Here is a 22,487-nt window from a genome sequence, read left to right as displayed (position 1 = left end):
TCCATTGGCCAAAGTGGCGTCTCTGTTCTTGGAGGCGGCGCGGGAAGCTAGCTGGTGCGTGAAGCTGACGTGTACCCCGGGTCAGAGGTACAGGATTGCGCCGTCGGCAACGTTTTGTGCACCATCGGTGCCTCCCCAGACGAGGACCGCGCCCTCTCCGACGACTACCGTCTGACCGAGGCGGGTGCCACGTGGCGGTTCTGGAATCCGGCTCCAGGTGCGCTCCGACAGATTGAGGAGCGAGTCATCGAGGAGTGCCAGGTTGCTGCTGACTGCTCCGCGTGCAGACGTCCACAGACCGTGCTGAGCAGGGTCCGGCCTGCCCGCCGGTAGCGTCTTCCATTCTCCAGTCGAGGCATTCCAGATTCCGCCGAGGTCGTAGAAGCGGCCCCAGTTCCCCACCTCACCACCGTCCGCGCTTCCCCGCTCGGGGAAGATGACGTCGTCCCCGACAGCGAGTGGGCTGCCGCCGATGATCGGACTGTCCGACAGCAGCGTCCATGTCGTCAGGTCTGCGTTGAGCTCGGCCATCCGCGTCAGCGAGGGAGCTTCCGCGCCCGGGTTGTCGATGAGTTGCTGACCAGAGAGCAGGAGGCGATCGCCGAGCCAGACCGCGCTCCGATTGAAGCTGTCGCCGAGCGGATCCGGCGGTAACGGGGTCCACGCTCCGGTCGTGGGTGAGAAGAAGGCATCCTCGGTAGGACCGAACTCGTTCGTCCCGGCGATCGCGAGGATCTGCGTATCGGTGGCGATGATGCTGCTGCCGGTGGTCGGTGGGTCCGGCAAGGGCTGCCACTCCTCTGCGCCGAGATCGTAGCGGAGGAACACGTCGTCGCCCGTTGTGAGATCCGCTGCGCCAAGGAGGTAGAGGCTGTCATCGATTGCCGCGGTGCTGAAGAAGCTCACCGGAACCGGCGCCTCCGCGATCCGCTGCCAGGTTCTCGTGTCCGGATCGTAGACAGCCCCATCGCTCCGGTAGCCGGTAAGGGACGGCACGCAGCTCGCAGTCGGAGGACATGCCAGGTCGGTGGATCCACCGATCAGAACGAAGCGTGTGCCGACTACCTGAGCGCTGACGCCCTGGCGGGCGGATAGCGGCGACTCTGGCAACTCCACCCATTCGCCGGCCACTCTGTCGGAGTCGGTTTCGCCGGTGGTTGCTGGTCCTTCGTTTGCCCGTGGCGTGGCCGCGCATGAGGTGAGGAGGAGCAGGCTCAAGAGAGCCGCTGCGACATTCCTGGTCTGCACTGAGACTCCCCTTCGTCCACATTCCTCACAGCGTGTCCGCCGCGGTGCTGGAGGTCTCACGCGACGTGATATGCGAACCGTACACGGGAGCCGGGCTTTCCCTTCCTGGCGCGAATGAGCACGAGCTTGCCGTCATGACAGGGTTCACGCTCGAGGACGTCCGGTCATTGCTTCGAGGTGCTTGAACGGCGGCCTGGACCGTCCCGTACGGGATCGTCCTCCGGCCGATGGAACCCCTGCGTGGGCGACACTGCGGACGAGCGGACGCCGACCTGCAGTCGGCGCGGTGTTGTGCGCTGCGCGCATTTTTTGCCTGGAAGCCTTCGGCAGCGTACGGGCCTCCGGCGTCCACGCAAGCCGCTGCGCGGCCGGCTCCTCCGAGGTTCTCGGCACGCGGTCGCTGCGCTCCCTCCCATCGCGCCGACAACCTCTCCACCGCCGCCCTCCGGGTTGCGCTCCCGCCTTCGACCCTGCTCGGCACTACGTGCCTTCCAGGCAAAAAAACGCTGGGAGAGAAGGAAGAACGACCGAGCCAGACAGCCCCCGCTGGCTTGACAAATCTGATTGAGAATCACGGCAAAAAAACGATGAGGAGGAGAGAGAAGTGCACCAGCAGATCACGACCGTCAGTACCTTCGTTCCGGCCACCACGATTGAGGACCGGCAGTATCAGGGCCGCAAGATCGCCGAGCGCACCGAAGACCTGCAATCTCACGCCCAGGGCGGTTGGTCACTCGCGCACACCGCCACGATCCCCGGCCCCGGGGGCGTCACGTTCGTGGACACCCTCACCCGCACCCCGCAGCAGTAACGCGCACTCCACTAAGAGAGGATCGGAGCAATGAGCCTCATCGTCTGGTGCAACCACCTTCTTCAGGTGAGAACTATTCGCTGAGTGCGCAGTTGCGGTGTAGGTCCGCTGCGGTCATGCCCGTTCAAGCGTCCAGGGCAGGGGCTTGCGGAAGGAATCTGGTAGCGATTTTCGGGTCTGCGTGCGACGAGCCCTCAGTGGTTCTCGAGGGTGTCGTTGTGGAATCGGAATGCGATCCATAGACCGCATCGGCGGCAGACGTTAGCGGCGGTGGCATGCAACGCGTGGACTTTGTCTCGGGGCAGAGTTCGCTCGCAGCAGGAGCATTTGACTTCTGACTCAGTGCCCATTGGCGGCGATCGCTTCAATGAGCTGTTCGGTCGTGGGGAGACCGGCCAACCCTGTCGGAGTTGGATAGATTCGGCAGGAGAGGTCCGATGTGGTTCCGTTGTTAGGGAAGGCGTCCTCACCGTCGATCGTGATGGTCGGTGAACCCGCGAAGGTAACCTTGGCGGCGTCCTCAGGACTGCTTATCAATCGAAAGATGATTGTTGTCTCCTGAAACCCGGTCGAATCCAGTGCCTCCCGGACGCGGCTTCCGACTTCGACCCAACTCGGGCATTCGTCGATGTGCAAGACCTCGATGTTCATCGCGCCATTCTCCTCCGGCGTGTGCCGAACCGCGCGCTCCGGGGTGGACGTGCCCGGTGGTACGCAAACGGGTCAGCAGGTGGCGTAGGTCCGCAACCAGGGCAAGGGGTCGGTGGCGGTGGTGCCGTTCTGGAGGACTTCGAAGTGCAGGTGGGCTCCGAACGAGCGACCGGTGTCGCCTGTGCGGCCGATGTATTGGCCGACGCTGACGGTGTCACCGACCTCGACTTGTCGTGAGTCGTATTCCATGTGGGCGTACCGGCTGGAGACAGTTCGACCGTCGACAACGTGGTCGATGACGATGGTGACTCCGTACGCGCCGCCGTTGTCTGTGGCGACGCGAACAATTCCGTCGGCGATTGCTTGGATGTGGGCGCCGGCTCCGGGGACGAAGTCGGTGCCCTCATGGAGTCGACCATCCCGCATCCCGAAGCCGTAGGTCATCGGCACGCCGACTGCGTAGGGCCATTGCACCGCGCAGTCCGGATTGTTTGTGAAGACCGCGCTGGAGTAGTTGGTGATGCCGACCGTTCCGGCAAGGTCTACGAGGGTTGCTGTGGAGTAGCCGTCGCGACTGACGATAGGGCTCGGTTGCGTTTGGGCGGGTGTGACGTAGGCCTGGATGTCTGCTCCGGGTACGCCGTCAGCGGCGGTGCTCGTGGGGGTGATGTGTTCGTGCGGGAGGGCTTCGGCGTCGACGGTCATCCCGATGGTCATCAGGGCCACGAGCCCGAACACGTGGGCGGAGAAGAACACGGCCCGGGTGCGAGAGTGCGCGGCGCCCTTCCGGTCTTCGGCCGGCTGCTGGCTAGGTTCGGACGACGGTGGAGATACGGGCGGCTCAGGTGCGGCAGGCGCTTTCGCTGTGAAGGAGAACAGGCGTGCCGCGTGATCGAACGGGTCGACCGGCGGCTCTGCAGCAGGGCGACGGTGCGTGTTCGCACCCGTTCCGGTGGATGTCTGGGTTCGAGCGCGGGTCTGGCGTCGCGTCAAGACGGTATCGGGCTGTGGCGTCGTGTCCGTCTGGGCGGTGGTGGGTGTGGGGGTACGCAAAGGTGAAGTCTTTCGGATGGGGTGTTAGCCGGGCAGCAGGGTGAGTCCGCTGTCATCGACGACAAGGATGTCGCCGGCATCGGTCACCGTGATTGCCTGCGCGGCTCGATGAACAGTTCCGACGTTGAGCCACTGGGTGGCGCCGGCGGTGCTGATCCAGATGGTGCCGTCGTTGTCGACGCCGATCAGCCGCTGGTTGTCGGGAGAAGAAGCGATCGGGTACAAGGTGGGCGCATCGGGCAGCGGAACGAACGATCTGCCCCCATCGGTACTGACCTGCGGTCCTTGTTGCGTGCTGGCCACGATGCGACCCGTCGCGTCGACGGCGAGACCGAATGCGAGGAGACCGGCGCCGGTAGGAGTCCACGTGGCGCCAAGGTCCGTGCTCGTCAGCAGCACGTTGTTATCAGTCGCCTGCCCGTAGAGGGCCCCATCAGGTCCGGCCGCGAGGGCGTGGAAGTCTTTCTCCCCGGTGAACGCGACCGGATCCCAGGTGACGCCGCCGTCTGCGCTGCGGATGATGCCCAGATTTTCTTCACCCAGCTCGGTGGGGGTGCGAGCACCGGGGTGGCCGGAGGCGATCAGCTCCCCACCCACCGCGGTGAGACCCATCGCGTCGATGTCATCCCGCCCGACACGGGTACCGAGCTGACCATCCACGGTGGCGGTGTACAGGCCGTCGTGCGTGCCCAGCAGAAAGCCGTCGCCGCCCGGGTTGGGCACAATGGCATGCACGTGCGGCATCACGTCCGCATGGTCGGTGCCGGTGGAAGGCGGCACAGGCGCAGCGCAGCCGGCGAGAAACAGAGTTGAAAGCGCGACAATGCTTACTGTCGCGCGCAGGTGAATGCGCATACGCACCCTTTCGAGTCCAGGGGTGAGGGACACCCGCGATGGGTGCCCCTCACCGCGTGCGACTAGAGCTGTGCGAGCAGCTCCTGCATGGTGGCGATCTCCGCGGTCTGCGTCTCGACAATGGTCTGCGCCAACGCGACAGCATCGGCGTTCTGACCGTTGTCGACCTCGTCTTGCGCCATCGTGATGGCACCCTCGTGGTGCATCGTCATCTGCTCGAGGAACAGCCGGGACGCGTCAGCTCCAGTCGCCGCGTCGAGGGATTGCATGTCCTCGTCGCTCATCATGCCGCCGCCGTGGTCCATCCCGTCCATAGAATCGGTGTCGCTGTCCGCGCCCCACTCTTCCAGCCATCCCTGCAGCTGCTCGATCTCGGGCTGCTGAGCAGCTTTGATCTCTTCGGCCAGGGTGAGGACACCCTCGTCGATGCCGTCTTTGGCGAGGATCATGTCGGCCATCTCGACGGCTTGCTGGTGGTGCGGGATCATCATCTGCGCGAACATCACATCCGCGTCGTTGAAGTCCGCCATCACTGCGGACGGCGAGGAGCTGCTGCCGTGGTCCATTCCCGGCATGGACCCGGAGTCAGAGCCGGATCCGGTCCCGCCAGCGCAGCCGGCAAGAGTGAGGGCGGTGGCCAGGGCCAGTGCGGCGGTCGCCGCGGTACGAATTTTCATCAGGGTTCTCCAAAAGGGGTACGTGAAAAGCGCGCTAGTCGGGTCGACCAGGCGTAGGGCAGAAGAGCCCGGCAGAGTTGCCGAGGGCTCCACCGCATCACGTACGGCTAATGCAGAGAACTGTCAGAGAGGGCGGGTGCAGGCCGCGAGAGTCGGGAGCGGGAAGGGCGCGCGGGCCCGGGCGAGGAAGAAGCGCCAACCACTGCTGTGCGCCGCGTGCGCATGCCAGGAGCAGCGCGGTGGCCAGCAGTGCGAGCACGCACGCCATCGCGAGCATGCCGGAATGACTCGTACCGCAGTCAGCACACGACTCTTCAGCCGACACCGTGGTGGCGGCGTGGGCGTCTCCCATCACGCTGGCCCCGGCCTGGTCGGTGGCCATGGTGGCGTGGTGACCGGATTCTGCCGTGGCGTGGGTGTTGAGGGAGTGCATGGCCAACAGGCCGATGATGACAGCGCCGGTCAGAGCAATCAGCAGCAGCAGCGTGCGGGCCATAGAGCGGCCGGCACGCAGGTGCTCGGTGAGTGCGATCAGCGACATGTCACCTCCCTTGTCCCTTCTACGGTACGGCACCCGGTCAGGGGCGGCCGATGACCGCGTCCGGGCTGAGATCCAGTCGGCGCAGCAGCTGCGCGTTCAGGGCGACGACGATCGTGGACAGCGACATCAGGATCGCACCCACCGACATCGGAAGCACGAACCCGATCGGGGCAAGGACCCCCGCGGCCAGCGGCACGGAGAGCAGGTTGTATCCGGCTGCCCACCACAGGTTCTGCTTCATCTTCCGGTAGCTAGCCCGGGACAGTTCGATCACCGACACCACCGACCGGGGATCATCGCTGGCAAGGATCACACCGGCGGAGGCGATCGCGACATCGGTGCCGGCGCCGATCGCGATACCCACGTCGGCCTGCGCGAGGGCGGGGGCGTCGTTCACTCCGTCGCCGACCATCGCGACCTTGCGGCCCTCGCTCTGCAGCTGCTTCACCTTCGAGGCCTTGTCCTCTGGGCGGACCCCGGCGAAGAACCGATCGATACCGAGCTCGCCGGCAACGGACGCCGCGACGGCTTCGGCGTCACCGGTGATCATCACCACCTGCACACCCCGCTCCCGCAGCGCGGCGACCGCGGCACGCGACTCGGGGCGGATCTCATCCGCGAGCCGCAGCGCACCGGCCACCGTCCCGTCAACCAGAACGTGCAGAATGATCGCACCTTCCGCACGCCATTCGTCAGCCACGGGCAGTTCCACCGCCCCCTCCTGCTCGAGCAGGTACGGGCCACCCACCTGCACGGTCCGACCGTCCACTAGCGCCCGCACGCCAACGGCCGGGGAAGACTCGAAGTCGCGGGAGCCGGGCACGGTGAGGTGCTTTTCCTTTGCGGCGTTCACGATCGCCCGAGCGAGGGGGTGTTCGGAGTCCGCTTCCGCAGCCGCGGCGAGAGCGAGCAGCTCGTCGGCGTCGATACCGCCAGCGGGGTCGATGGCGGTCACGGCGGGGGTGCCCTTGGTGAGGGTGCCCGTCTTGTCAAACAAGACCGCGTCAACGGTGCGCATGCTCTCCAACGCCAGCCGGTCCTTCACCAGCACCCCGGCGCGCGCGGCGCGCTCCGTGGCGATCGACACCACCAGTGGGATCGCCAACCCCAAGGCGTGCGGGCAGGCGATGACCAGCACGGTGATCGTGCGAACGACCGCATCGTCCGGAAGACCCAGCAGGGTCCAGACGATCGCGGTGATGGCGGCCGCACCGAGTGCGAACCAGAACAACCACCCGGCAGCACGGTCCGCGAGCCGCTGCGCACGTGAGGACGAGTTCTGCGCGTCAGTGACCAGCTTTTGAATACCGGCGAGGGCGGTGTCCGCGCCGACTGCGGTCACTTCCACTCGCACTCCGGAATCGGTGGCGACCGTTCCGGCGATCACCTGATCTCCGTCGGAGCGGCGCACGGGGCGGGATTCGCCGGTGATCATGGACTCGTCCATGCTCGCTGAACCCTGCACGATCCGACCGTCCGCGGGCACCCGCCCACCGGGGCGAACGACCACCACGTCCCCCACCAGCAGGTCCGCCGGGGCAACCGTAACGGTGGTGTCACCGTCGACCTTCTCCGCCTCGTCCGGAAGGAGAGCGGCCAGCGAATCCAGCGCCGAGGTGGTCTGGGCGAGGGAGCGCATCTCGATCCAGTGACCCAGCAGCATGATGACGATCAGCAGCGCCAGCTCCCACCAGAAGTCCAGCTCGTGATCCAGCACGCCCAGGCTGGCGCCCCAGGATGCGACAAACGCGACCGTGATTGCCAGGGCGATCAGCAGCATCATCCCGGGCTTGCGGGCGCGGAGTTCACTGACCGCACCGGTGAGGAACGGGGCGCCACCCCACACATACATGACCGTCCCAAGAATTGGGGACACCCACCCCACCCATGCGGCGTCCGGCAGTGGGTAGCCGATGATCATCGAGAACATCGTCGAGAACCCGATGACCGGAACCGCGATGATCAGCATGATCCAGAACAGTCGCCGGAACCGGGCCACGTGGTCGCCGTGACCGGCATGCCCGCCATGATCGGTGTGGCCGTGCTCGGAGTGTCCCGTAGCTGGTGCCCGCTCGTCGCTGTGACCGGCATGGCCCATCGCCGCGTGGTCGTGATCCGTGGTTGCCGCTGCGGCGGTGTGGCCGGTGTGCTCCGCGGGGTGCGAGGAGTGATCGTGCTGGCTCATCAGAGCCTCCTTCGTGCGTGGTGGACGCTTAGGCCGTGATGGTGGTGACGGTGTACCCGGCCTCTTCCACGGCGGCTTTCACCTGCACCGCGTCGAGCGGGCTTGCACTATGGATGGTGACGCGGGATGTGCCGCCGGCGTGCAGGTCAACGGTCACGTTCTGCACACCGTCGATTCCGGAGAGTTCTTCAGTAACGCTGGACACGCAGTGCGAGCACGTCATCCCCGACACCAAGACCTCCTCCGTCACTGCGGTGTTTCCCGCAGCAGGAATCTCGATGGCGGTGGACGCAGGCGCAGCGCAGCACGCGCAACCAGCGGTCGTGGCGTCTTTCAGGCCTAGATCGATGCGGTCAGTCATGGTGTTCTCCAAATTTGATCAATCGGGGTTCGTTAGGAACGGACGAGACGCGCGATCGCGTCGTTGGCTTCACGGATCTTCTCTGCGGCAATCTGCCCGCCTTCAGCGCTAGCCTCCGCGACACAATGGCGCAGATGATCGCCCAGGAGGGACAGCGCCACCGTCTCCAACGCCTTCGTCGCAGCGGACACCTGCGTGAGGATGTCGATGCAGTACTTGTCGTCATCGATCATTCGCGCGATGCCACGCGCCTGACCTTCGATCCGGCGCAGCCGCTGTTGCAGGTCGTCCTTGTTAGCGTCGTATCCGTTCATACTCATACGGTACCCCCCTAGGGTATGCAACCGAGCATGGTTGCCCAACATTCCGCGATCCTCATGTGCCACTCAATGCGGTCCGGCGGCAGAACCACAACCGAGTCGAGTAGTTAGATGCATCAAATGCCGCTCTAGTCTGAGCGGACGATCATCCTGACCGCGTAAACACACGCCTGCTTGTCTGGTGCAAGTGCTTGTGGCACTGAGAACTATTCACTAGTTCTCAGTTGCGGTGTAACTCCGTTGCCGTTGTCAGAGGCCCCGCGCTAATCGCGGTTAAATCGGTCAACGAAGGGGGTCGCCATGTTGACGATCAATCCGCAGGGCTTGAATCTGACCGAGGATCAGGCATCTCGCTTGGATGCTGAATTCTTTCGGTCCTCACCGCTCGAGTATTTCGTGCCTCGTATTGAGCAGCTCTTGTTGGCCGGTGACCAGGAGCCCGACCACGACGGCGAGGCTATGCAGTCCTTCCGACGCCGGCTCGGCCTGCCGCGTGAGGATCCCGACCCGCTTGAGACGAGTGATAGTGGTCGAGGACGTCAACGCGCGGTTGATGCGGTCTCCGTGCGTCACCATGCTGCGGAGACGCTCCTGCGCCTGCTTTATGCGCTGGCGGTTGCGGCGCCGCGGGAGGGTGATGCGACGTCGGTGTGGGTGGCCATTGCGGATAGCCCGATGTCGATGAAGGACGTGGCTGAGGCTGTCGCGGAGCGGCTGAATGCCGACGAGCCTCCATCGTTTCCGGAGCTGTTTCTGCCCATCGGCGTCCCGGTGACCGAGAACCTGCAAAGCGCTCTCGACGTCGCGGTGGCCTGGACCAATCACGCCATCGGTTTGTTGACGCGCGACGAGCTGGCTGTGAACACCGGCTTCAACAAGGTCAAGCACGGCCTCTCGGTGAGCACGCGCGATGACGTGCGCGTCGAGTTCATGAGGGCGCCGGTGCCGGCTGGGGACGGAACGATTCCGCTCAGCGCGTTCGAGTCCTCCGTCCCTCTTTTTGACCGGCCGTTGTTGACGTTTGTGTATCGTCCGACCCGGCGAGCTCACCTCGAGACAGCATCACTGAGGGTCGACGTGGAGACAACCCTCGTCGAGGCTTGGATGATCTCCGTTGTGGCCGGCGCAGTGTTCGCCGTAGCGGGTCGCCGGCGTTTCCCAGAAAGCGAGGATGTGGCTGCGTTTCCGCTGCTGCCGATCGGTCCGACGCCCGACCAGCTGCTCGGGAGCTCAGTGCTGGGTATTCGGACTCCGATCACGGAGCCAACGATCTCGGGGCGCGAGTCGGGAGTGTTCTTCCACGGTTCGTTCCAGCCGGTCCAGTTCGACTTCGAGAATGTGACGAGCGCGGTGATCACCGAAGGGTGATCCCGACGTCCGAGCGCCCAGATAGGTTCGTGCCATGAACCTGCAGGATGTCCTCGACCCTGGGAAAGCTCCGATCACGGCTGCGCTGTATGAGCGGCTCGAGGCTCAGCGATCGGAGATACGTCAACTGCGCACGGACGCTCGTGAGCAACTCGGTGAGGATCTGGACGCTTATCGTCGAGCCGTGCTGCTCGAGGCCGAGGTGGACGCAATGTGGCACGTTCTCGATGCTGTGCTCGAAGCGGTCCACGCCGTTGAGACCGGCGAGGGCTTCTCAGCGGTGCTCGTGGAGACTGACTGACCGCTCCGTGGTGTCGAGATCGGCTGCCAGGGTTCGGATACGTGTCAGAACACGCTCACGCAGGTCACGAACCCCGTCGATGCCCCAGCTGTCCGGGTCTGGAAACTCCCATTCGACGAGCCTCCCTGTCACCGGGCCCGGGAGAACCAGCTTCGGCTTCATCGTGACGACGATGTCCGCCGCAGCCAGGTCTGCGGCAGTGACGGCGCGCGGGACGGCGCTGCTGGTGTCAATGCCCAACTCTCCCAGCGCCTCGGCGATTACCGGGTTGATGTGCTCCGCGGGTGAGAGTCCGCCGCTGGTCGCGTGAACGCGCCCCGTGGCGACGTGCTCAAGCAGGTGCGCGCCGAGTTGGGATCGGCCGGCGTTGTGCTGGCAGATGAACAGCACGGTGGGTGGGGTGCTCACGCGAGGACCCCCGCCGGGGTTTGGGTGCGGGACCATGCCTGGGTGGCGACCTGGACGGCATCCCACGGAGATCCGAGTGGTGGCGTGTAGGACAGGTCGAGGTCCGAGATCTGCTCGACGGTGAGCCCCGCGAATAGGGCGGTGGCGTAGGTGTCGACGCGTTTCGCGGTTTCGGTGCCGAGGCGGCCGACCAGCTGCGCGCCGAGCAGCAGCCCGGACTCGGTGTCGCCGGTGATGCGGATGCTGATCGGCTGCGCGCCCGGGTAGTAACGCTTGTGGTCATCGGCCGCGGTCTGCGTCGTGGCGGGGCTGTAGCCGGCTGCGGCGGCTTCGTGTTCGCGGAGGCCGGTGCGTGCGGCGACGACGTCGAAGACTTTCACGACCTGGGTGCCGACGGATCCGGCGAACTGGGCGGTCCCGCCGAGGGCGTTCTCCCCGGCGACGCGGCCTTGCTTGTGTGCGGTGGTGCCGAGGGGAAGGTAGGTGAGGCCGAGGAGGCGGTGGTGGGTGGTGACGCCGTCCCCGGCGGCAAAGACATGCGGGAGTCCGGTCCGCATCTGCTCATCGACCACGACCGCGCGGCCCGCGCCGAGCGTTGCGCCGGCCTGCTCGAGCAGGCTCGTGTTGGGCCGGACGCCGACCACCGCCAGGACCAGGTCGGCGGTATGGGTGACGGGCTGCCCGTCGTGTTCGGCGTGCACGACCAGGCCGGTGGCGGTCTTTTCGACGCCGCGGACGGTGGTGTTGGTGTGGACGGTGACGCCGTGCTCGACCAGTTCGGCGTGGACGATCGAGGCGAGTTCGGGGTCGAGGGTGGAGAGGACTTCGGGGCCGCGTTGCAGCTGGGTGACCTGGATGCCGCGGCCGGTGAAGCCTTCGGCCATTTCGAGGCCGACGTAGCCGGCGCCGATGATGATCGCTGTCTTCGGGTCCCGCTCGGTGAGGTGCTTCTCCAGCGCGAACGTGTCGCCCATCGAGTGGATCACGTGGACCCCATCGGCGGGGGTGAGCTGGTCCAGCCCCGCGATGCCGGCGTAAGCGGGCAGTGCCCCGGTGCCGACGACGAGTTCGTCGTAGGCGATCTGCGACTCGATGCCGGCGCTGTCGCGAACGGTGAGGCGTTGCCCGGCGACGTCGATGGACGTGGCGAGGGTGTCCAGGCGGAGCCGCATGCCGGTGGCTTCGAGGTCGGCGTGGGTGCGGTGGGCAAGGGACTGCCAGGGCTTCACGTCGCCGGAGAAGAAGTAGGGGATGCCGCAGATGGAGTAGTTCGGGTAGGCGTCGGCGACGACCACGGTGACCTCGACGGTCGGGTCAAGTTCCCGGGCGCGGAGGGCGGCGGAGATGCCGGCGTCGCTGCCGCCGATAGCAACAAGATGCGTCATGAAGAGTCCTTCGAGGGGTCGGTGAGGGTGGGGGAAACGGTCAGGTCATCCGCCGTCGTGGTGGCGTGCGGGAACAGCAGGAGAGCCAGGACGACCCCGATTGCGCCGCCGATCAGCTGTGCGGCGAGGAACGGGAGCACCGAGGTCGGGGCGATGCCGGCGAACGTGTCAGTGAAGACACGTCCGATGGTCACGGCAGGGTTGGCGAACGAGGTGGAACTGGTGAACCAATACGCGGCGCCGATGTAGGAGCCGACCGCGGCGGCGATCACCGGGGTGCTGCGGTGTGCGCGGGCCAGGCCGATGATCAGCAGCACCAGGCCCGCGGTCGCGACGATCTCCGCGAGGAACGTCGCGGGGGTGGCTCGAGCCGTGGTGGAAAGCGTGGTTGGGACGGCGAACATGGCGTTCGCGAGCACGGCTCCGCCGATCGCGCCGACCACCTGCGCCACGACATAAAGGGCCAGGAGGGCGAGTGGGAGGCCGGTGTGGTGGCGGCGGCCGAGGATCGTGTCGGCGATCGAGACGACGGGGTTGAAGTGCGCGCCGGAGACCGGGCCGAGGAGCAGGATCAGCACGCCCAGGCCGAGGGCGGTGGCGATCGAGTTCTCCAGCAGCTGCAGCCCCGGGTCGGTGGAGAGCCGGGAGGCGGCGATGCCGGAACCGACCACGACGGTCACCAGCAGACCGGTGCCGAGCAGTTCGGCGCCGGTGCGGCGGAGCAGGGCGATCGTGTTCATCTGGTTCCTCATTCTTGACGAACCGACTATAGCTCAGTCAAGATTGAGGCAATGAACGATGAGAGAACGTTCCTGGAGTTGCGGGCTGCGAAGCATGCGGCTCTGGCTGACCCTGCCCGCCTGCGGATGCTGGACCTGCTGACGTTCGGAGACCTGTCTCCCACGGAGCTGCAGTCTGAGCTCTCCGGGATGACGTCGAACCTGCTGGCGCATCACCTGAATGTGCTCGAGCGGGAAGGGATCGTCTCTCGCGGCCGCTCGGAGGGCGACGGGCGGCGGACGTATGTGCGCCTCAACCCGGGGGCCTTGCTCGAGCTGGGATCCTTCGCGACGGCGGGGGCGGAGCGTGTCGTGTTCGTCTGCTCCGCCAACTCCGCCCGGTCCCAACTCGCCCAAGCGTTGTGGAACGACGTGAGCGAGATCCCCGCGATCAGCGCCGGCACGCATCCCGCCGATCGCGTCGCAGCGGGAGCCATTGCGGCGGCCGCTCGTCACGGGCTGGACCTGGCCGAAGTAGTGCCGCAGCAGGTCCACGGGATCCTGCGAGACACCGATTTCGTAATCACGGTCTGCGATCGCGCGCACGAAGAGTTCTCCGACCGTGTCTTGCATTGGTCCGTGCCGGACCCGATTCCCGCCTCAACGGACGACGCGTTCGAGGCTGCGTTCGCGGATCTCGCTTCCCGGGTGTCGAGGTTGGCGCCAAGGATGCTCGCGCTCACCTGACCGGGTCAGTGACCGTTACGGGCCGAGCGGCGCTCGACGAGGACGGTGTCCCGCCAGGTGCCGGCGTGCGGGCCGAGCTGCGAGCGGGCGACGCGTTCCCGGGTTCCGATGATCCGAAACCCTGCCGCCTCGTGGAGGCGGAGGCTGATCGTGTTCTCGGGGAAGATGCTGGACTGGATCGTCCAGTAGCCGGCGTCATCGGCCGCAGTGAGGAACGCGTCCAGCAGCAGCCGTCCGATCCCTTGCCCGTGCGCCTCGGGATGCACGTAAACGGAGTGCTCGATCACCCCCTGGTAGGCGACGCGAGCAGAGACTTGGGATGCGGCAGCCCAGCCCAGGACGGTCCCGCCCTCGCGCGTGGCGACCAGGCGAGCGTCCGTGATCTTGCCGGTGTCGAACTGCTCCCAGGTCGGGGTGGTGGTCTCGAACGTGGCCTCGCCGCCCGCGATCCCGGCCGCGAAGATCTCCTCGACCCGCGGCCAATCCGCCTCGATCATCAGCCTGATGTCGGTCATGAGCAGCAGGAACCGCCGGCGCCGATATCGGTGGAGCAGACCCCGGTGGCGGGCAACGTGAGTTCGACGTTCGATGCGGAACGCATGTCGCCGTCCAGCCACGCGACCACGGAGCGGACCTGCTCGTAACCCGTGGCGAGCAGGAACGTGGGGGCACGCCCGTAGGACTTCATCCCGACCAGGAAGAACCCCGGCTCCGGGTGAGTGAGTTCACGGAACCCGTGCGGTTCGACCGTGCCGCAGGAGTGCACGTTCGGATCGATCAACGGCGCCAACCGGCGCGGGGCTTCCACGATCTCATCAAGCTCGAGCCGGACCTCGCGGAGCATGTCGAGGTTCGGACGGAACCCCGTCGCGTTCACCACCACGTCCGTCACGTGCTGCGCCGGATCGCCCCGACGGGTCCCGAGCAGGCGGATGCCAGCGTCTTCGGCAGCGACGCTCGAGATCTCGAAGCCGTCAATGAGCTGGACCTGCCCGTCTGCGACGAGCCGGTCCACGCGTGAGCCGAGCTGTGCGCGGCCTTCGAGCTCGTCTTCAGGTGAGGAGGAGACCCGGACGGCGGAGGTGTTGCGGATCAGCCAGCTGACCGCGGTGCCGGGCTCATCGCGGGCCAGGCGTGTGAGGGCGATCAGGGTGTTCGCCGCGGAATGCCCTGCGCCGACCACCGTGGTGTGCCGGCCGGCGAACCGCGCCCGGTCAGCGCCCAGCACGTCAGGAAGCGCATGCACGATGCGGTCCGTGACCCCGTCCGCGCCGATCGGGGGAAGGCCGGAGGAGGCTAGCGGGTTCGGGGTCGTGTAAGTCCCGGACGCGTCGATCACCGCCCGCCCGGTGATGTCTTCGACGGTGCCGTCCGCGTGCTGGAGGCGCAACAGGAACGGGGCTTGCGCGCGGCCGGCGGTGCGGGTGCGATCCATCCCCTCACGGGTCACCGCGACCACGGTCTCCCCGAATCGGATGCGTGACGCGATCTGCTCCAGCCGCGCGAGAGGGACGAGGTAGTCCTCGACGAGCTCGGCGCCCGTGGGCGCGACGTCCGGGTTGGGCGCAGCCCAGCCGGTGGCCTCGAGGAGTCGCTGCGCGGCCGGATCAATCAGGTGCCGCCACGGGGAGAACAAGCGGGTGTGACCCCAAAGTCGGACGGAGGCGGCGACCTGGTCGCTGGCCTCCAGGATGAGGAAATCGATGCCTCGCTCAACGAGGTTCGCGGCCGCAGCGAGACCGATCGGTCCGGCGCCGATGATCACCACGGGCAGCGTCGCGAGCCGGTCATTGGTCACGGTGCGGGGAGTCAGATCCAGCAGTGTCACGACGAAACCTCCAAGATATCGATGAGCGTCGATGCCCAGTATCACCGCATCTATCGACCGCTGTCAATATCGACTAGCATCGATGCATGGTCACCATGCTCGAGGTCAGAGACGTCTCCGCCGTGGCGTGCTGTGCGCCGTTGGTTCGTGAGCCGCTCACCCAGTCTGATGCGGAGCAGCTTGCGCAGACGTTGAAGGCTTTGGCTGATCCCGCCCGTCTCCGACTGCTATCGATCGTCGCGGCCAGTGCGGACCAGGAAGCCTGCGTGTGTGACCTGATCGAGCCGGTCGGGCTGTCGCAGCCGACCGTGTCGCATCATCTGAAGGTCCTCACGGAGGCGGGGTTCCTCACTCGCTCCAAGCGCGGCACGTGGGCGTATTACCGTCTCGTGCCCGCTGCCCTGGAGCGAGTGACCGGGGTGCTGGCCAGCGCCTAGTCGAGCCGCAATGCCGGGTATTGCGAGTACGCGGCCGCCGCAACGACCTGCCATCGCGCGGCGACGTTGACCGAGATCCCGGTCAGGTCTGCCAGCGGCCCCACGGGCATCGTGGCGGCGAGGTTGACCAGCGCTGCTCCCCGAAGCGCGACGACGCTGCAGCCCAGCTGCTGCAGGTCTTTGACGAAGCTGCTGTAGTCGGTGTGCGTGCCGGCGCGCAGTTTCGAGGGGAAGAGCCAGTCGGACTCGATGTCCCATCGGCGTGGCTCGTCCAATTGCCGTCGGATCAGCGCGGGGAGCGGATTGCGGAGCTGGAACGGGCTCTTGCCGATCTGTAGGGTCATGCGGTGCCCGGTGTCATCGATCATCGAGCGGGTGAGTTTCGCAGTGGTCGAACTGGGGCGGCCTGTCGTTCCGGCGATGAGGCCGCAAATGCGTGCGCGAAGGGGGATGGTCTCATCGGTCTCGAACCGGGTCATCCAATCTCGGTAGATGTGCATCGGGTAGCTGGTCGAGGGGTCAGCCCATTTGGCGGGAACGGGCCTGATGCGTGTCGCGTGCCCTGATTCTGCTGCCCAGCGCAGGAAGTTCCGCAGGTGCTCTCGTTCCCGCGGGTGATCCTCGAGGTAGTAGTCGAGCACGCTCTGAGGGGCATCAAGCAGCGCGACGTTTTGCGCATGCAGGTGGGCGAGGAAGCGGTGCGCTGACCGGCAGATCCGTCGAGCGCGGACGAACGTGCCGTCGGTGAGGCCATTGCGTCGGATCATCAGGCGTGTGCGGGCGGTGACGTCCCAACGGCAGAACGGGTTGAGGAGCTGGGAGATCTCCTCAGGCTGACCGGGGAGGAAGCGGTCGAGCCAAAGATTGAACCCCGCCCAGCCGTCATCTCGCGGGGTCAGTGCTCCGACGTCGACGAGGGCGTGGCGCAGCAACGACGCAGCCTGAGTGACGGGGTGCTCGTCCAGCGCATCATGGGTGAGCGCGATCTCTTCTCGCAGGATCTGGGCGAGGATCCCGGCGGAGGCGCTGCGCTTAGGCCAGAGCACCATCGATTTCGGCTCCGGATGGTGCAGGAGCCGAACCCGCAGCGGCTCGAGCGCGACCCGACGTGCCGGGGTGCCGTCCGCGAACAGTTCATTGACCGCCAAACGTGCGGCGCAGGGGTAGCAGCGTTTCCCGTGTCGGATGCCCTCGGATCCGCATTCGACGCAGACGAACGAGGAGACCCTGCCGGCGCAGCTCGAGCAGGCCAGTGTGCCGTCATCGGCGACGGAGGCGACTAGGGTCACCGTGTTGCAGCGCGGGCATGCCCGATTGGTGTTGCGGATGATGGAGAAGCACTGATCGCAGGTCGCTCCGCCGGTGAATCTCACCTTCACCCGCTTCGTGAGTCCGCAGTGCACGCACGGCTCGACCTTGCCGGGTGCGCATTCCGGGCAAAGCGGTCCAGCGTCGGTGCGGGTGTGAACGAGGCGAACGTTGTGGCAGGCCAGGCACGTCTTCCTCGCGTCGTCGTGTCGCCGCCTGCAGGTGTTGCAGAGGCTCACCCCGCCACGACTCAGGCTGATCGGCCGGACCCGACCGCATTCGTCGCAACGGCGTGTGTAGGTCTCCTTCGCGCAGTTCGCGCACGCTCGGACGCCGTCGTGGAGGGTTTGGACGAGGAGCTTCTCTTCGCCGCAGCGCGCGCACCTGGGCAGCTTGACGTTGTAGCCGAGCTCGTGGATCGTGCGCAGCAGGACTTGGACCTGTCGCGGCATCTGCGGGTCGGCGTCCTCAGCGACGCGGGCTGTCGTGGTCCGCAGATACCGGGCGAGATGCGCCATCCCTTGCCCGGTCGGTGCAAGCGCGACGAGCAACTCCGTCAGCGCGCGCTCACCAATCAAGGCCCATGGGGTGCCCTGGGCAAGCAGGATCCCGAGGGATGCGGAAAGCGCGTGGCTATGCCCGACCGTCACTCCTTGCCGGGGCGCTTGATCTGCGCCGGGACGGGGCGCAACGATCCGATGCCCGTCACCATGCCGCCGCCGGCCGTCTTGACCTGCTTGACGGCGACTTCCTCGAAAGTGATCAGGTCGTTCGGTGTGCAGGCGAGGATCTCGCAGAGCGCGTCCAGAACCTCCATGTTCAGTCGCTGCGGCGGGGACGTCACCAGTCGATAGACCTGCTCACGAGATAGCGACACCCCACGCTCCGCGAGCAGCGGGACGAGTTCAGTGGTCTTGTAGAGGCCCTGGTCGGCGAGCTTGCGACGGAGGTGCCATTCGAATTTGCGGGTCATGCGATCGCTTCCTTTCCGAGCACGCGGTTCAGGGCTTCCTGGAAGATCCGGTTCTTGTAGTCATCGCTCACGGACGTGTATATCGCGGTGGTCGATGAGTGGTGGTGTCCGACTTGCTCTTGAACGAACCGTTCCGCGTAGCCGAACTCGATCAGGTGTGTGACGTAGGAATGCCGCAAGCTGTGCAGCGTCAGCGCCGGGTCAAGGCCGGCGCCGTTGCGGATCTTCGCGAATCGGACGTCGACGTTCCGGGTTGTCACCCGGTCGTGGCGTTCGCTCAACCAGAGGGCCGCATGATTGCCGGGATCCAGACGTGGTCTGACGACCTCGACCCAGTGCTTCAGTCCCTCGGTCGCCCAGGCAAACTCCGGGCAGGCCAGGATCGTGCGTCGCCGCGGCGGGGACCCTTTCATCGCTTTCCCGTAGCGGACCTGGACCTTGCCATATGGGCCCCAGTCGGGCATGAACGGGTTGGGCCGCAGGTCGTTCAGGTCGACCATCACCGCTTCTCGCCGCCGCAATCCGAATGCGTAGACGGTCTTGAAGAACTGTGCGTCGCGCAGCGCCGGAAGAGCGCCCTTCTTCCGACTGTCGAGCAAGTCGTGCGCGACCTGGTCGGCGTGAGCGAAGAACGCTTCGAGCTCGTCGTAGCCGAATGGGCGACGGGTTGGTCGAGCCTCGAACTCGGCGAGATGCGCGAACGTGTTCCAGGGGTGACAGATCTGCGTCGGGACTTCCCCGAAGCGCTCGAGGCAGATCTCGTGCCAGTCATAAGCCGGGTTGGCGAGGTAGCCGCAGAAGCTCTTGATCGTGTGCTGGTAGCCGCGGATCGTCGAGTGCGCCAGCGGGCGCGGCCCCGACAACAGGGACGAGGTGTAGTCCTCGATGTCCTGCGGCTTCCACGTCCACGGATACTCGCCCACGAAGTTGTGGAACCGTCGCACGCCCCACTCACGCACCTCGATCGTCGACGCGGCCAGCCCTCGCGATCTCATCGACACCGCGAAGCCGTGCAGCATGTCTTGAAAAGTCGTCCGGGCCGGGTCTAGCAGAGCGACCGGCGCGATCGCGGTCGGACGACCTGTCACAGTCGATTCCCGTTCGATGCATTAGAAGCAACAATCACGACACTGAAAGTATCACACCGTCACTAGGCGCATCGTATTGCGGGTCGAGTCACCCTTTTCCGCGGCGAGCAGGGCATGATCGCGAGGCCGGAAGTATTTGCCCGGCTATCAGTGCAATTGAGAACTGGCATCCTGTGGAGCACACCAAGTAGATGCTCCCCTTCATCGGAATTGGCGCACGATCGGCCCGGCTGTGATGCTTCGCACCCTCTCAGCACGGCCTGGAAACCGCGGGATCGCAGGCGGGGAGCGGCGTCCGCGGATGTGGCACCTGATGCAACAGTTCTTGCTTGTCTACTCGAAGCCGTCGTGCGTGCAGTGCACGGCGACCTATCGCGCGCTCGACGCGAAGGGCATCGAGTACACCGTCGTGGACCTCACCACCAACCCCGCAGCGCTCGAATATGTAATGGACGAGCTGGGCTACTCCGCCGCTCCCATCGTCGTGGCAAGCGATCAAGACCACTGGTCGGGGTTTCGTCCCGACCTCATCGACAAGCACGCCGCATGAGCGAGCACGACACAACCAGCGACGACTACCGGGCCGGATATCTCGCCGGATACACCGACCGGCAGGGGGAGGTGGACCGGTTGGAGAACGACGCCGACCGGTTCTACCGCGCCGCCTACGGCGAGGAACGCCGCATCCCCGGGCACTACGTCACACGCGCCGAGCTCGAGCAAGAGGCGATCGCTGACTGAGCCGCCGGTGGAAATCACCCGCCGCGACGCGCTCGCCTCCTGGGGCCTCGACGTTCCTGAGGATGACGCTGCACCAACCCCCGAGACCGATCCGAGGACCGGCATCCCGTCGACGTCGACCAGGCGCACGAACCGCACGAGCAGGAGACAACAGATGAGCACCAGGACCATCACCGGCAACCTCGCCGTCGACCCCGAGGCCGTGCAGGCAGGCCGCGTGCAGATCGTGAAGCTGCGCGTCATCGAGAACACCGGCGAATACCGCTCGGGGGAGTGGACCCCCCACGAGGCCCCGACAACGCACTTCGTGGAAGCGAAGTTCGAACTCGGCGAGCACGTGCTCGCATCCCTCCACAAAGGTGACGCGGTCATCGTCGTCGGATACGAGCGCACCGTGGCCTGGGGCGAAGGGGAAGACCGCCGCCACGGCCGCGTCCTCGAAGCCGATGCAATCGGCCCCGACCTCTCCCGCGCGACCGCCGTCGTCACCCGTTCGCAGCGGACGCCGCAGCGCAGCGCCTCATTAGCAACCGACACGTGACAGGGCGTCCGCGATGCCCTGGAGTCTTTGCGGCTGCACTGCGAGAATGGGAGACAAGGAGAGGGGGAGAGATGGCTTTTCAAGGAACGGTGCTTTCGGTCGACGCATTGCTCGAGCGTGCTCAGGCTGCGCCTGAGCCTGCTCCCGTCTCTGCTGTGGGGTTGCGTCACAGTGCCGCGGACAACGCCGCTCGCTGTTCCGAACTGGTCGCCGCGGGGGAAGACTCCGCTGAAAGCTGGCGGTTCGGGATCCTGCAGACCCTCGACGATTACACGTCGACGCTCCGCCGCGGGGGACCCCAGCTCGCTGCCCGCGTCTTCGAGCGCGAACCGCAGCGCACGGGATCTGTCGATGTGGATGCCGCGTTCGCGGCTCTCGCCGACTTCCTCTCCGAGCGGGACGGGTGGATCGCCCCCCAGTGGGCTGCTGATCCAACGCGGACCGCGCGGCAGTGGTTCCCTGCTGTTCCGAGCATCTTCCGTGCTGAGGCCCAGGCGGTGAGCCCGCGCGCGTTCCGTCGGCGTGGGATCTTCATCACCAGCTCCTCGCTCGCTCGCGCATGACGCGCGAGGGCGAGGAGCTCACCGCTGATCGTCTCCAGGTGCTCCTACGGGAGCTGTCGGACAGCCTGCAATCCCGGGGTCTGACGGCGCAGCTGTTCATCGTGGGCGGCGCGGCGATGGCGCTCGGGTACGACCGACAGCGGTTGACCCGCGACGTGGACGCCGTGTTCGAACCGGCCCCAGAGGTGCGGCAGATCGCGGCCGAGATCGGCGAACGCCACGGCCTCGAGCCAGATTGGCTCAACGACGGCGCGAAAGGGTTCATGCCCCGCCCGGATGGCAATTCGCGCGTGGTCTTCGAGTCGGAGTCTCTCTACGTACAGGTGCCATCGCCCGAGTTCCTGCTGGCGATGAAGCTCCACGCGTCCCGAGATGACCGCGACTTCAACGACGCGGCCACGCTGTTCAACGAGGCGGGCTACACCGACCCCCAGCAAGCGATCGACCTGCTCGATCGCAGCTACCCGCCGCAGATGCTCCAAGCCAAGCACCGCTACGTCGTCGACGACGTGGCCCATCGCGCCAAAGCTCTCCGACACCTATCGGCGGAGAAACCGCGCCACCCACGCACATTGAGCGAGCGGATCGAGGAACGCGTGAACGCCTTACGCGAGCAGTCGGCTGAGGAGCATGAGGCTCGCCAAGATCGCGGGCCGGAATCACACCGCCGCCGCTGACCGCTCACTCAGGCGCAGCGCTGACGCTGATACGCCACCTCGCAACGGCCCGTCGAACATCCCGAGATTCACCCGTCCTTCGCGGCCCGTACGCCCACGTCAGGGGTCTGGTACCTCGCTCTCACAGGAGCTGGGCGAGCACCAGCAGGAGAAGGGGAACGACGATGCCAATCCCGGCTGAAACCATCGCGGAAATGGCCCCGAACAACGTGAGGGAGGCGAAAAATCGGGGCCAGAACTCGGCGCCTTTCACCCGTTGCATCCCGTACCCGGTGGCGGTGCACACGGCGGCGATCATCACCACGATCGGGACGACCGGTTGGGCAACGGATGTGGCCACCTGGGGAAAGATGAGGAAGAGGAAGAACCACCCGGTCGACATGTTCCCGTACGCGACGACGGACATCACGATCCACGCGAAGTTGAAGATCGAGTAGCCCTTCAGCCACGTCCAGCGTTCGCCCACCACGACCGGGCGGTGCTTGTCCTCCGGGGCGGTATTCCCGGCATCCGACGATGTCGTAACCGCGCCGGCTGCGGCGTCCATCGTCGCCTTCGCCTGCGCGACGGCTCGACGGTGCTCAGCGGTCGCCTTGTTCAGCTCGGACGGTGGACCTTCCCACACGAAATCGCAGGTGGACTTTCCGCAACGGATCGACAGCACACTCACACGCCCCACATTGACGGATCCGCCCGGGGCA

General features: G+C 66.1%; 28 protein-coding genes. 10 read left to right on the top strand and 18 right to left on the bottom strand.

Annotation, left to right across the window (positions count from 1 at the left end; translation table 11 throughout):
* Positions 1–81 precede the first annotated feature (81 nt).
* A complete protein-coding gene (locus ASF76_RS02370; protein WP_162240796.1) occupies positions 82–1,218 on the bottom strand; it encodes a hypothetical protein in 1,137 nt (378 codons plus the stop codon).
* A gap of 634 nt (positions 1,219–1,852) precedes the next feature.
* Here ASF76_RS02370 and ASF76_RS02365 point away from each other — a divergent pair.
* Positions 1,853–2,059: a hypothetical protein gene (locus ASF76_RS02365; protein WP_055952334.1), complete on the top strand. Its 207-nt coding sequence runs from the start codon at positions 1,853–1,855 to the stop codon at positions 2,057–2,059.
* Between the two features lie 339 nt (positions 2,060–2,398).
* Here ASF76_RS02365 and ASF76_RS02360 read toward each other — a convergent pair whose 3' ends face one another.
* The 8 genes from ASF76_RS02360 to ASF76_RS02325 form a co-directional block, all read right to left on the bottom strand.
* Positions 2,399–2,710 carry a hypothetical protein gene (locus tag ASF76_RS02360; RefSeq protein ID WP_055952332.1) on the bottom strand — a complete coding sequence of 104 codons (312 nt, stop codon included), beginning with the start codon at positions 2,708–2,710 and terminating at the stop codon, positions 2,399–2,401.
* 72 nt (positions 2,711–2,782) lie between these two features.
* On the bottom strand, positions 2,783–3,466 hold the full coding sequence (locus ASF76_RS02355; RefSeq protein WP_055952329.1) for a M23 family metallopeptidase: 684 nt from the start codon (positions 3,464–3,466) through the stop codon (positions 2,783–2,785).
* 321 nt (positions 3,467–3,787) lie between these two features.
* Entirely contained in the window at positions 3,788–4,618 is an 831-nt protein-coding gene (locus tag ASF76_RS02350; RefSeq protein ID WP_235561213.1) for a F510_1955 family glycosylhydrolase, read from the bottom strand.
* A 62-nt stretch (positions 4,619–4,680) separates the two neighbouring features.
* The gene (locus ASF76_RS02345) at positions 4,681–5,295 is read right to left on the bottom strand and encodes a DUF305 domain-containing protein (protein ID WP_055952325.1); all 615 of its coding nucleotides are present in this window, start codon (positions 5,293–5,295) and stop codon (positions 4,681–4,683) included.
* 97 nt (positions 5,296–5,392) lie between these two features.
* The gene (locus ASF76_RS02340) at positions 5,393–5,836 is read right to left on the bottom strand and encodes a DUF6153 family protein (protein ID WP_055952322.1); all 444 of its coding nucleotides are present in this window, start codon (positions 5,834–5,836) and stop codon (positions 5,393–5,395) included.
* A 37-nt stretch (positions 5,837–5,873) separates the two neighbouring features.
* Positions 5,874–7,757 carry a heavy metal translocating P-type ATPase gene (locus ASF76_RS02335; RefSeq protein WP_442922748.1) on the bottom strand — a complete coding sequence of 628 codons (1,884 nt, stop codon included), beginning with the start codon at positions 7,755–7,757 and terminating at the stop codon, positions 5,874–5,876.
* A 292-nt stretch (positions 7,758–8,049) separates the two neighbouring features.
* A complete protein-coding gene (locus tag ASF76_RS02330; protein WP_055952320.1) occupies positions 8,050–8,382 on the bottom strand; it encodes a heavy-metal-associated domain-containing protein in 333 nt (110 codons plus the stop codon).
* 32 nt (positions 8,383–8,414) lie between these two features.
* Positions 8,415–8,696, bottom strand: coding sequence for a metal-sensitive transcriptional regulator (locus ASF76_RS02325; RefSeq protein WP_055953363.1), 282 nt, complete (start codon positions 8,694–8,696; stop codon positions 8,415–8,417).
* A 306-nt stretch (positions 8,697–9,002) separates the two neighbouring features.
* Between ASF76_RS02325 and ASF76_RS02320 the strand changes: the two genes are divergently transcribed.
* Together ASF76_RS02320 and ASF76_RS16925 are read left to right on the top strand one after the other, a co-directional pair.
* The gene (locus ASF76_RS02320; RefSeq protein ID WP_055952317.1) at positions 9,003–10,070 is read left to right on the top strand and encodes a hypothetical protein; all 1,068 of its coding nucleotides are present in this window, start codon (positions 9,003–9,005) and stop codon (positions 10,068–10,070) included.
* Between the two features lie 34 nt (positions 10,071–10,104).
* A complete protein-coding gene (locus ASF76_RS16925) occupies positions 10,105–10,371 on the top strand; it encodes a hypothetical protein (RefSeq protein ID WP_156459084.1) in 267 nt (88 codons plus the stop codon).
* Here the strand turns inward: ASF76_RS16925 and ASF76_RS02310 are convergent.
* From ASF76_RS02310 to ASF76_RS02300, 3 genes are read right to left on the bottom strand one after another with little or no spacing between them, the layout of a single operon-like run.
* A complete protein-coding gene (locus ASF76_RS02310; protein ID WP_200936067.1) occupies positions 10,345–10,779 on the bottom strand; it encodes an arsenate-mycothiol transferase ArsC in 435 nt (144 codons plus the stop codon). The two genes, ASF76_RS16925 and ASF76_RS02310, sit on opposite strands and share 27 nt — an antisense overlap.
* A complete protein-coding gene (locus ASF76_RS02305; protein ID WP_055952310.1) occupies positions 10,776–12,164 on the bottom strand; it encodes an FAD-dependent oxidoreductase in 1,389 nt (462 codons plus the stop codon). The genes ASF76_RS02310 and ASF76_RS02305 overlap by 4 nt, the downstream gene beginning before the upstream one ends.
* The gene (locus ASF76_RS02300) at positions 12,161–12,904 is read right to left on the bottom strand and encodes an aquaporin (RefSeq protein ID WP_082484796.1); all 744 of its coding nucleotides are present in this window, start codon (positions 12,902–12,904) and stop codon (positions 12,161–12,163) included. Before ASF76_RS02300 ends, ASF76_RS02305 begins: the two co-directional genes overlap by 4 nt.
* Positions 12,905–12,955: 51 nt before the next feature.
* On the opposite strand from ASF76_RS02300, the gene ASF76_RS02295 reads away from it, so the two are divergent.
* Complete coding sequence (locus ASF76_RS02295; RefSeq protein WP_055952304.1) at positions 12,956–13,630, top strand: arsenate reductase/protein-tyrosine-phosphatase family protein; 675 nt, start codon at positions 12,956–12,958, stop codon at positions 13,628–13,630.
* A 5-nt stretch (positions 13,631–13,635) separates the two neighbouring features.
* Here ASF76_RS02295 and ASF76_RS02290 read toward each other — a convergent pair whose 3' ends face one another.
* Both ASF76_RS02290 and ASF76_RS02285 read right to left on the bottom strand, forming a co-directional pair.
* Positions 13,636–14,145, bottom strand: a complete 510-nt coding sequence (locus tag ASF76_RS02290) for a GNAT family N-acetyltransferase (RefSeq protein WP_055952301.1) — start codon at positions 14,143–14,145, stop codon at positions 13,636–13,638.
* On the bottom strand, positions 14,142–15,503 hold the full coding sequence (locus tag ASF76_RS02285) for an NAD(P)-binding domain-containing protein (protein ID WP_327037545.1): 1,362 nt from the start codon (positions 15,501–15,503) through the stop codon (positions 14,142–14,144). Before ASF76_RS02285 ends, ASF76_RS02290 begins: the two co-directional genes overlap by 4 nt.
* A gap of 41 nt (positions 15,504–15,544) precedes the next feature.
* Here ASF76_RS02285 and ASF76_RS02280 point away from each other — a divergent pair, with 41 nt between their 5' ends.
* Positions 15,545–15,895, top strand: a complete 351-nt coding sequence (locus ASF76_RS02280) for an ArsR/SmtB family transcription factor (RefSeq protein ID WP_055952295.1) — start codon at positions 15,545–15,547, stop codon at positions 15,893–15,895.
* Here ASF76_RS02280 and ASF76_RS16920 read toward each other — a convergent pair.
* From ASF76_RS16920 to ASF76_RS02265, 3 genes are read right to left on the bottom strand one after another with little or no spacing between them, the layout of a single operon-like run.
* Complete coding sequence (locus tag ASF76_RS16920) at positions 15,892–17,853, bottom strand: DNA repair protein RecO C-terminal domain-containing protein (RefSeq protein ID WP_156459083.1); 1,962 nt, start codon at positions 17,851–17,853, stop codon at positions 15,892–15,894. The genes ASF76_RS02280 and ASF76_RS16920 overlap by 4 nt on opposite strands.
* Complete coding sequence (locus ASF76_RS02270; RefSeq protein ID WP_055952290.1) at positions 17,850–18,176, bottom strand: helix-turn-helix domain-containing protein; 327 nt, start codon at positions 18,174–18,176, stop codon at positions 17,850–17,852. Before ASF76_RS02270 ends, ASF76_RS16920 begins: the two co-directional genes overlap by 4 nt.
* Positions 18,173–19,195 carry a tyrosine-type recombinase/integrase gene (locus tag ASF76_RS02265; RefSeq protein ID WP_156459082.1) on the bottom strand — a complete coding sequence of 341 codons (1,023 nt, stop codon included), beginning with the start codon at positions 19,193–19,195 and terminating at the stop codon, positions 18,173–18,175. Before ASF76_RS02265 ends, ASF76_RS02270 begins: the two co-directional genes overlap by 4 nt.
* Before the next feature lie 382 nt (positions 19,196–19,577).
* Between ASF76_RS02265 and nrdH the strand changes: the two genes are divergently transcribed.
* The 5 genes from nrdH to ASF76_RS02240 all read left to right on the top strand — a co-directional run bounded on the left by nrdH (position 19,578) and on the right by ASF76_RS02240 (position 21,786).
* Positions 19,578–19,814 carry a glutaredoxin-like protein NrdH gene (gene nrdH, locus ASF76_RS02260; RefSeq protein WP_055953359.1) on the top strand — a complete coding sequence of 79 codons (237 nt, stop codon included), beginning with the start codon at positions 19,578–19,580 and terminating at the stop codon, positions 19,812–19,814.
* Positions 19,811–20,005 carry a hypothetical protein gene (locus ASF76_RS02255; RefSeq protein WP_055952287.1) on the top strand — a complete coding sequence of 65 codons (195 nt, stop codon included), beginning with the start codon at positions 19,811–19,813 and terminating at the stop codon, positions 20,003–20,005. The genes nrdH and ASF76_RS02255 overlap by 4 nt, the downstream gene beginning before the upstream one ends.
* Before the next feature lie 154 nt (positions 20,006–20,159).
* Positions 20,160–20,546, top strand: a complete 387-nt coding sequence (locus ASF76_RS02250; RefSeq protein WP_055952285.1) for a single-stranded DNA-binding protein — start codon at positions 20,160–20,162, stop codon at positions 20,544–20,546.
* A 71-nt stretch (positions 20,547–20,617) separates the two neighbouring features.
* The gene (locus tag ASF76_RS02245; RefSeq protein ID WP_055952283.1) at positions 20,618–21,109 is read left to right on the top strand and encodes a hypothetical protein; all 492 of its coding nucleotides are present in this window, start codon (positions 20,618–20,620) and stop codon (positions 21,107–21,109) included.
* Positions 21,106–21,786 (top strand): DUF6036 family nucleotidyltransferase, encoded by a 681-nt coding sequence (locus ASF76_RS02240; protein ID WP_200936066.1) that lies wholly within the window; start codon positions 21,106–21,108, stop codon positions 21,784–21,786. The genes ASF76_RS02245 and ASF76_RS02240 overlap by 4 nt, the downstream gene beginning before the upstream one ends.
* Before the next feature lie 121 nt (positions 21,787–21,907).
* Here ASF76_RS02240 and ASF76_RS02235 read toward each other — a convergent pair whose 3' ends face one another.
* On the bottom strand, positions 21,908–22,456 hold the full coding sequence (locus tag ASF76_RS02235) for a hypothetical protein (protein ID WP_055952281.1): 549 nt from the start codon (positions 22,454–22,456) through the stop codon (positions 21,908–21,910).
* Positions 22,457–22,487 lie beyond the last annotated feature (31 nt).

It is taken from the genome of Microbacterium sp. Leaf151, from assembly GCF_001424225.1.
Taxonomy (GTDB): Bacteria; Actinomycetota; Actinomycetes; order Actinomycetales; family Microbacteriaceae; genus Microbacterium.
This window is presented reverse-complemented; position numbering and strand designations above follow the sequence as displayed.